This is a genomic window from uncultured Brachyspira sp., assembly GCF_944390595.1.
In the GTDB taxonomy this organism is placed as follows: domain Bacteria; phylum Spirochaetota; class Brachyspiria; order Brachyspirales; family Brachyspiraceae; genus Brachyspira.
Genome location: NZ_CALXRN010000098.1, coordinates 1 through 9,241, shown reverse-complemented (window position 1 = coordinate 9,241; position 9,241 = coordinate 1). Strand labels below are relative to the sequence as shown.

Below are 9,241 nucleotides of genomic sequence, written 5' to 3'. Positions count from 1 at the left end.
TCAACTGCTGTACTTGAAATATCTCTCATTATATTTGCTGTATTTTCTATTTTATCTTTAATATCTGTAAATATCTCCTGAGATTTTCTTGCTGCTTCTGTTGCTACTCTTATTTTCTCATCAGAATCTGCTATTAAAGAAGTAATATCTTTAACAGAAGTTTGAGTATTCTGTGCTAGAGTTCTAACTTCAGAAGCTACAACAGAAAAACCTCTGCCCTGCTCTCCGGCACGTGCTGCTTCAACTGATGCATTCAATGCTAATATATTAGTTTGAAAAGCAATATCTTCTATTAATTTTGTTATATTAGTTATTTTTCTGCTTGCTTCATAAACAGCTTCCATACTTTTTGTAGTGCTGTCTATTATAATTCCTGCCTCCTCTACAGATTTCTTTGAATCATTCATCATATTATTTCCTATAACAGATTTTTCAGCAGAATTTTTAATAGTAGATGCCATTTGCTCCATAGAACTAGCGGTTTCCTCTAATGATGATGATTGAGACTGTGTTCTTAAAGCCAAATCATTATTTCCGCTTGCTAACTCTTTGGATGTTAATTCTATATTATTAGAAGAGTCTATTATATTACTTACTATAAGTTTTAATTTTTCTATAGTGTTATTAAATCCATTAGCTATTATTCCAAACTCATGATTTTTATATTTATTGGTCAAAAATTTACTAGGTGCTGATACAGTTAAATCTCCGTTTCCAAGTCTGTTCAAATCATTTGCCATTCTTGATAAAACTCTTGATATATTTTTATTAACATATAAAACCACGATGAATGATGTAATAATAAGAAGCAATACACTCAAAACTATAGTTATTTTTATTAAAGTATTTTTATTAGCAAAGAACTCGCTGTCAAGCATAGTAACACACATTATCCAATCTATATTTTCAAGTCTTGAAAAAGCCATTATTTTTTTACCTTCATCTTCATAATGCAAAGCACCCTTTCTTTGTGAAGCTGCAGCAGACAAAGCATTTTTAGAACCTATAGATATAGTATTAACTTTTTCAACTTCTTTATGTGCTACTCTTCTTCCATCTTCATTAACTATATATATGTTTCCTGTTTTTCCTATAGTTATTTCAGAGAAATATTTTTGAACAAAAGAATCCCATCTTAATTCTGCATATAAAACTCCGGCAGGTCTTGAATTAGTATCAAATACTCCTGCTAAAACTCCTATAACATAATTTCCTGTAACAGATGATAAATAAATCTCATCTTCAATAGCATATTTATAATTATGCTCCTGAAGCTCTTTCCATATAGTTTTCTGAGTTACAGTGTTTAAATGTTCATTGGAAGCTGTATCCAAAACTACTTTCCCATTTAAATCTATTAAAGCAAAAGCTGAAAAATGAGATTCCAATTCTTTTAAAAGCTCATTAAATTCACCATTTGCTATAGATAAAGTATCCTGATTTGGATTTTCAAAATAATCTAAAAATTCAGATTCTTTTGATATAACAGAAGTCAAATCTGCCTGATCTTCAATCCATATAGAAACTAAGTCTCTATATCCATCAGCAGTTTCCATAAACCCGCTTATAGCAGTTCTTTCCATAAATATTGCAGAAGCAGATATTATTACTATCATAAGTATCAAAAGCATTAAGGCTACAGAAGATATGATAGTAAAAGGCATTTTAAATTTCAAAGTTTGCATAAATTTCATAAATAACCCCTATATAAAGCTCAATTATTATAATAATATTATATTACAAAAAATCAAAAAAGTCTATAGTAATGTAAATATTTTTTACTAAAAATAATAAAAAACCTCTATTTTTTTACATAATCAGTAAATTTTAAGTAAATATAAAATCATTATGTAAATAAAATTTATATAAAAATATTTACAATTTTATCTTTGACAAATTTTATATAATTATATATCATAACTATATAAGTATTATATAAGCTGAGGGTTAGTATGTACAATATAAATCAATTAAAAGAATTAATAAAAGAAAAAAATATGGATGAAAAATTTTCCTCAATATATGGAGGAGATAGAGACAGCATATTAGAGGCATACGACAGACTAAACAACACAATAAAACATTTTGAAAATATAGACAAAAACGAAGAGGTATATTTATTCAGTGCCTCTGGAAGAACAGAACTATCAGGAAATCATACAGATCATAATAACGGATGCGTATTAACCGCTTCAATAAATTTAGATAAATTAGCAATTGTTTCAAAAAGAAATGACAATAAAATAGTAGTTTATACAGATTACTCTAACAATCCGGATGTAATAGATGTAAATAATTTAGATATAGATAAAGATGAATACGGTAAATCTAATGCTTTAAACAGAGGAGTATGTGCAGGAATAAAAAATAAAGGATATAATACAGGCGGATGTACAATATCATTAAACAATAAAGTACTTATTGGAAGCGGGCTAAGCAGTTCTGCTAGTTTTGAATCATTAATAGGCGAAATACAAAATGCTTTATACAATGATGATAAAATAAGTAAAATTGATATAGCAAAAATTGGGCAATATGCTGAAAATGTTTATTTTGGAAAGCCTTGCGGACTTATGGATCAAATGGGTTGTTCTGTAGGAGGTATAATGTCTATAGACTTCAAAGACAATGATAATCCTATAATAGAAAAAGTTGAATACGATTTCGAAAAAGAAGGATACGCTCTTATGATAGTAGATGCTAAGGGAGATCACAGCGGACTAACAAATGAATATGCTGCAATAAGAGAAGAAATGAATGCCATTGCTAATTATTTTGGAAAAAAGGTATGCAGAGAAATAAATAAACAAGAATTAATAGATAATGCCTCAAAATTAAGATTAGAAATAGGAGACAGAGCAATAATGAGGGCATATCACTTTTTAGAAGAAAATGAAAGAGTAATTAATCAAATAAATGCATTAAAAAATAATGACATAAAAACATACATAAAACTTATGAATGAATCAGGACTTTCAAGCTTTATGTATTTACAAAACTGTTATTCTGTTACAAGTTCAAAAAATATGGGTGTAGCATTGGCTATTACTTTAACAAAAGATTTCTTAAAAGATGATGGAGCATGCCGCGTTCATGGAGGCGGATTTGCAGGAACTATACAGGCTTTAATACCTATAAATAGAGCTGAAGAATACAAAAAATATATGAACTCAATATTTGGTGAAGGAAGTGCTGCAAAAATAAGAGTAAGACAATCTCCTGTTTGTGAAATATAATATATAAAATAAAATACAAGGCTAAAATATTAGTATTATCTTTTTTATTAGTAAACTTGTTTCAAAACTAAATTAATATTTTTTATAATTTTATACATTAAAATTATTATGCTAATTTTCAAAACAGATATATTAATTAATCTTTTATTAATTTTTCCAAGGTATAGTATTATTTAGCCAACCTCTTTCATTCCAATAGTTAAAATCGTTTTCTGTAAAGTTTTTCTTTTTATGAAGCGATTTTATTACCTTAAAAAATATTCTTGTTTTTATAGATGGTTTTACTTTACCGTATTCTCTTTTTATTTTTATCGCTGCTAAGTTCATTTTTTTAGAAATAGACTCTTTTATGTCATCTTTTACATTATCCCAAGTAACTTCTCTAACTGCAAATCCGTATTTATATATTTTAGCTGCTCCCCAAAAGAAAGCACTATCTGCCATATCTTTATTAGCACTTTTCATACCGCCTCCTGCAGCACTAGAAATGCATACAACTTGCTTTTTAAACATAGATTCATTAGGTCTATGGACTATCCATCTATATCCGTAATGATCTAAAAAAGCTTTCATAGCACCAGTTACATGATAAACATACACAGGACTTGTCAATATAATAATGTCAGAATTATCCATAGCATCTGTAATAGGATTAAGAGTTTTATAATGAGGACACAAGGACTCAGATTTGATAAAACAGTTATTACATCCTACACAAAAAGAATTAAAATCTCTAGGCAAAAAAAATTCTTTTATTTCTCCATCTAATTTATCATAAAGCATTTTAGCTATATGATAGGTGGATCCTTTATGATTCTGTCCATGTATAACAGTTATTTTCATATATGATTTTATCCATTAATCTGCTTTTATATCTCTTGGAAAATCATATTCTTCTATAGGAAGAAGTTTAGGTGCTTTCTCAGATATATCTCTTAATTCTTTAGAGAAAAAGTATTCTGTACCTGAAATCTTTTTAGATATATATTTTCTAACACTTGAAATATAAATAGTAACACCTGGGAAAAAGCCTTCCATTGAAGTAATGCTGCTGTGAGATAATTTTTCAAACTCAGCACTCATTTCATCTCTTCTAGCTTCTAACTGAGATGTTTCTTTAACAAGATTTGTAATTCTCTTCAATATATCTTTAATACCTTCTCTTTTATTTGGAGGTATTCTTTCTATAAATGCCTTTGGATTTTTAAAATATTCAGTACCTAAAAGAGATTTAATCTTACTGATTTCTTCTTTATTTGTTTTGACAGTTGTAACAATATTCTTAAACTCTGCATCAGCTTCAGCATCTCTTCCAACAGTAATTGTAGTTTTTGATTCACTCATAGATCCTATGCTCTTAGCCCATACGCCATTTAAAGCTTTAATATTTCCGCCTATTATAACACCCTTACCTTCTAAAACAATTACTCTATCATTACATGCTATTTCAGCATTAACAAGCTGATTTGATAAAAGATCTCCTTTACATATTATAGTAGCATTTCTAATAAAGGAAGAATATATTTTGCCATTAACACGTATAGTGCTGTTAGGACCTCCTATTATTCCTCCTGATACTATCAAATTGCCTGCACATTCAATTTGGGCATCCTCTATATTACCGCGTACAAGTATATCGCCTTCTGTCTTTATACTAAATCCAGGTGCTACATTATCCTTAATAATAAGAGAACCATTAACTTCTATATTTCCAGTAGATAAGTCAACCTTATCTATTTCAGCAACTGTACTTACAGATAAAGTATTATTATGATTAGTCAATATACCTCTGATACCGCTTCTTATAACAATACCGTCAGGATCAACAGTAACATTTTTTCCTAACTTATAACAAGGATCTTCATCATAATGAGCTTCCATAACAGTATCATATATATCAAGACCATCAATAGCAGGTTTTGCCTCCATAAAATGTGCTATTTGTATACCAGCCTCTATATTATGTATAAATCCTCTCTCTTTAAAATCTATAGAACCAGATTCAGATTCTTTTCCTGTATCTATACTAAAATCATAGTCCAATATAATTTTTTGAACATTTCCGTCTATTGGTTTTCTTCCTTCTACAAAGACGCACATAACTCCTTCATTGTATTTAACATTATGATCTACAAGTTCACCTACTTTATCATAATTTACCATTAATTTAATATGAATTTCTGCTATTAATGACTGTATATCTTCTATAGATAATTGTTTTTTCAAAATTTTTTGAGGAGGAAGCAGCATCACACCGCGCCACTTATCTGAAACATTAATAACTGGTATTATAGAAACAGATTTTAATTCATCATAAAATACATATCCATGAGCAGTGCTTTTATATGAACCAGTCATCTTATCAAATTTTACATTCTTACCAGCTTTAATGACCTCACGTTTAGAAATTGATTTTAATACGGTATCACCAGGATAAACATAATTTCTTAGTAATTCATCATATAAATTTTGATCATTACTATCAACATCAACTATCTGATCATATATTTCTCTCGTATTTACAGTATTATCAAATAAGAATTCATAATTACTAGCATCTATTGATAAAGCTGGTTTACCATTGTCATTATTCATATATTCTCCTTAAAATCAATTCAAACAATAAAGCTATTTACTTCTTACATAAGAATAGCATTACATCCCCTCTATTAAATAATTTAACATATTTATCAAAAAAAGCTTTAATAAATTTATTAGGTTTCTTTTCTACAGGTATAGATCCCCAAGAAAAATCACTAATTATATTAAAACCAATATTTTTCATATATTGAGATAACGTAGTTTTAGAAAACAACCATAAATGCTGAGGCATTACAGCTCTCCAAGAACCCCCATATTTCTTAGCGAACATTCCTTCTGCATTAGGTGTTGTAATAGCTAAATATCCGCCTTTAGCAAGTATTCTATATATTTCTTTTAAAGTATCTCCAGGATTTGGAACATGTTCTATAACATGCGAGAAGTGAATAAAAGAAAAATAATCACTTTCAAAACCTATATCAAGCAGAGGTTTCTCATGAACAGTAATATTATAATTTTTTCTTGCATATTCTGCTGATGAGGAACATATTTCAACGCCTTGAGCATTATATCCCCTACTTTTTAGATAATTAAGCATCATACCTGTAGCACACCCTATATCAAGTACATTCTTATTAGGCAATTCACTCTCTATTTTTTCAAATCCTATGTCTTTTAAAGCTAATTTCATAAGACCGAAAAAATTTTCCTGATTAGCTACTTCATATTCAAAATAATTATCACTATATATATCATTTATCTCTTCCTGACTCAATATAGGATATTGATATATAAGTCCGCAATTTAAACATTTATTGTAGCTTACTAAATCAGTTTTTATATAAACCTCTGATTTGTCGCTACCGCAAAATTCACATTTTGATCCCACTGTACAACTCTCCAATATTATATTCGGAAAAAAAAGGTATTTTCTTTATTTTTTAATAGTAAAAAGCCTATAGTTTATTATTCTTGAGTTGGTTTATTATTAACAGTTAATATTATTTCTGTATTCATACCTACAACATCTTCAGGCGAAGGTATTTGAGAAAGCACAACATTATTCTCATACATATCATCGCTTACCTCTACCTTAGGAAGTATTTTTACATTTGTCATACTGTTAATAACATTATTGCTAATAATATTTACTGCCTCTTCATATTTCATACCTGTAACGTCAGGCATTTTTATAAGAGCCTGTTCTGCAACATTAATAACTAAATATACAGTTCTCCCTCTTTTTACTCTAATACCTCCTTTAGGCTCCTGACTTACTACTGTACCTAAAGGATAATTATCAAAGTAATGTGTCTGTACATTCAAATTCATGCCTTCTTTTTCAAGTGTATTGAATGCCTGAAATACATCTGCCCCTTGAACATCCGGAAGAACAAATGATTCTCCATTGGATTTAACAGTTACAAACACTATCATAGTTACAATGATGCCTTGTAAAACAAAAAGCAAAATAGCAAAAATTATTAATCTTTTGAATACTAAAAAAGATTTTGGATCACTTGTAATACCATCAGGTAAAATGATTTTTATAAATTTATTGATATAAAATACAACTTTCTTAAATATTTCTTTTAATTTATCCATACAACCCTCAATTTTAAGTAAAATATTCACCTTTTATTAATTTATTACCGCATAAAAACTCTTTTACTGTTTGTCTTTTCTTACCTTCTCTTTGTAATTCTTTTATAATATAAATGCCGTTAAGTGCCTGAATATATATACCTTCGTTATCAAAATCTACTATTTTTCCAAAATCTGAACTGCAATTATTTGAAGTTTCTCTATATTCACTCTTAAAAACTCTTACAGACATATCTTTGTAAAAACAATATGCCGTAGGCCATCTCACAAATGCCCTTGTCATATTATGTAATATATATGCTGATTTTGAAAAATCTAATTTACCATCTTCTTTTTTTATTTTTGTACAATAAGTAGCTAAACTATCATCCTGCTTTACCATGTTTGATATATATTTATCAACATCTGTAAAAAATTCCTTAAGAAGATAAACACCGCTTTCCTTAATTTTATCATATAAATCATTAAACTGCCAATTAGAATCTATAGATATTTCATGCTGAAGTATAATATCGCCTTCATCAAGTTTAGCATCCATTTTCTGCAATGTAGTACCGCTTTTATCAAAACCATAAAGCAATGCATGTTCTACAGGACTTGCTCCCCTTAATATCGGCAAAAGAGAACCATGTATATTAAGAGGCATTATTTTTGGAAGCGCTAATGTTCTTTTATTTAAAATCTTACCATAAGCTACTACTATTAAAAAATCAGGCGCTAAATCCGTAAGTACATTATAAAATTCATCTTTATTTATACTTTCAGGCTGAAAAAGATTAATATTGTTTTCTAACGCTGTTTCAACTGTCGGAGAATTGATTATATTTCCCTTTCTATCTTTTTTTGTATCAATAGGTGCTATAACTCCGCACAAATTAACATTATTTGTATTTTTTAATTGTATGATACAATCTGATGTGAAATCCGTAGAACCTGCTATTACAACATTATACATGCTTACATTATATATTTTTATCATTAAAAGTCAAATATATTTTAATTCTCTGACGGCAGCTCTATTCCTTTAACTTCAGATAAAAATTGAACAAATAGATTAAATATTATAGGATCTATTTTTATTTTATCTTCTATGAAATTTTCTCTCATAAACATAACAACTTCTGATGGATCTTCATTTCTAGTTCCGCCCATAAAACTCAAACTGTCATATATATCAACAATTTCCAACATCTTAGCAGGGAAATATGCTAAAGCCTCTGCATTAATAATATCATCAGGTTCAAATGTCATCAAAAATTCAACTTTATATTTTGGATCATTAATTTTTTTATTAACAAAATTCTTCAATATACCGCTGCCGTAGCCATAACATTCATGATGCAGCCCGGCAATTAATGAAGATTCATCTTTTTGATTCATTACATATTTAAGAAAATAATACACCTTTGATGTATGAAAATCTTTAAAATCTCCATCTTTGATAAATTCATCTGTTGGAACAAAATCCATCATATTAAGCATAGTTGTATCATGGTAAAAAGCACCTATAGCATAATTGATAATTTCAGAAGAAGTAAATTTTCTTATACCAAGTTTAAATACATTTTCTAATTTTTCTATAGTTGTAATAACATTAAAATGTGAAAGTATCTTCTTATATTGCTCTAAATATATATTTTTATAATCTTGTCTTAATTTATTACTTAATCCCTTATTAAAAGCCTTATTATAATAATATAGAAATTCTATCATAAGTATACATACTCTATTCCCATGACTCAATATATTGGAATCATTCAGCAGATCTAAATTATCAAAAATATCTCTAAACATATAATCTTTTTCCAAGTATGAAACTATAGAGCTTATTATATTAACTATTAAATTTCCAGTTTCAG

General features: G+C 28.2%; 7 protein-coding genes and 1 pseudogene. 1 reads left to right on the top strand and 7 read right to left on the bottom strand.

Going from position 1 to position 9,241, the window contains the following annotated elements; all coding sequences use genetic code 11:
* Positions 1–1,694 (bottom strand): methyl-accepting chemotaxis protein (locus Q0J90_RS05150; protein ID WP_297276879.1); only part of this gene is annotated, 1,694 nt, incomplete at its 3' end.
* 258 nt (positions 1,695–1,952) lie between these two features.
* Between Q0J90_RS05150 and Q0J90_RS05145 the strand changes: the two genes are divergently transcribed.
* Positions 1,953–3,236 carry a galactokinase family protein gene (locus Q0J90_RS05145; RefSeq protein ID WP_297276878.1) on the top strand — a complete coding sequence of 428 codons (1,284 nt, stop codon included), beginning with the start codon at positions 1,953–1,955 and terminating at the stop codon, positions 3,234–3,236.
* Positions 3,237–3,383: 147 nt separating this feature from the next.
* Here Q0J90_RS05145 and Q0J90_RS05140 read toward each other — a convergent pair whose 3' ends face one another.
* The 6 genes and pseudogenes from Q0J90_RS05140 to Q0J90_RS05115 form a co-directional block, all read right to left on the bottom strand.
* Positions 3,384–4,079, bottom strand: coding sequence for a flavodoxin family protein (locus Q0J90_RS05140; RefSeq protein WP_297276877.1), 696 nt, complete (start codon positions 4,077–4,079; stop codon positions 3,384–3,386).
* A gap of 15 nt (positions 4,080–4,094) precedes the next feature.
* Positions 4,095–5,831, bottom strand: a complete 1,737-nt coding sequence (locus Q0J90_RS05135; protein ID WP_297276876.1) for a DUF342 domain-containing protein — start codon at positions 5,829–5,831, stop codon at positions 4,095–4,097.
* A gap of 37 nt (positions 5,832–5,868) precedes the next feature.
* Positions 5,869–6,666: a class I SAM-dependent methyltransferase gene (locus tag Q0J90_RS05130; RefSeq protein ID WP_297276875.1), complete on the bottom strand. Its 798-nt coding sequence runs from the start codon at positions 6,664–6,666 to the stop codon at positions 5,869–5,871.
* Between the two features lie 77 nt (positions 6,667–6,743).
* On the bottom strand, positions 6,744–7,382 hold the full coding sequence (locus Q0J90_RS05125; RefSeq protein WP_297276874.1) for a PASTA domain-containing protein: 639 nt from the start codon (positions 7,380–7,382) through the stop codon (positions 6,744–6,746).
* A 13-nt stretch (positions 7,383–7,395) separates the two neighbouring features.
* On the bottom strand, positions 7,396–8,337 hold the full coding sequence (gene fmt, locus Q0J90_RS05120) for a methionyl-tRNA formyltransferase (RefSeq protein WP_297276880.1): 942 nt from the start codon (positions 8,335–8,337) through the stop codon (positions 7,396–7,398).
* A 41-nt stretch (positions 8,338–8,378) separates the two neighbouring features.
* Positions 8,379–9,241, bottom strand: a pseudogene (locus Q0J90_RS05115) (hypothetical protein); the annotation flags it as partial.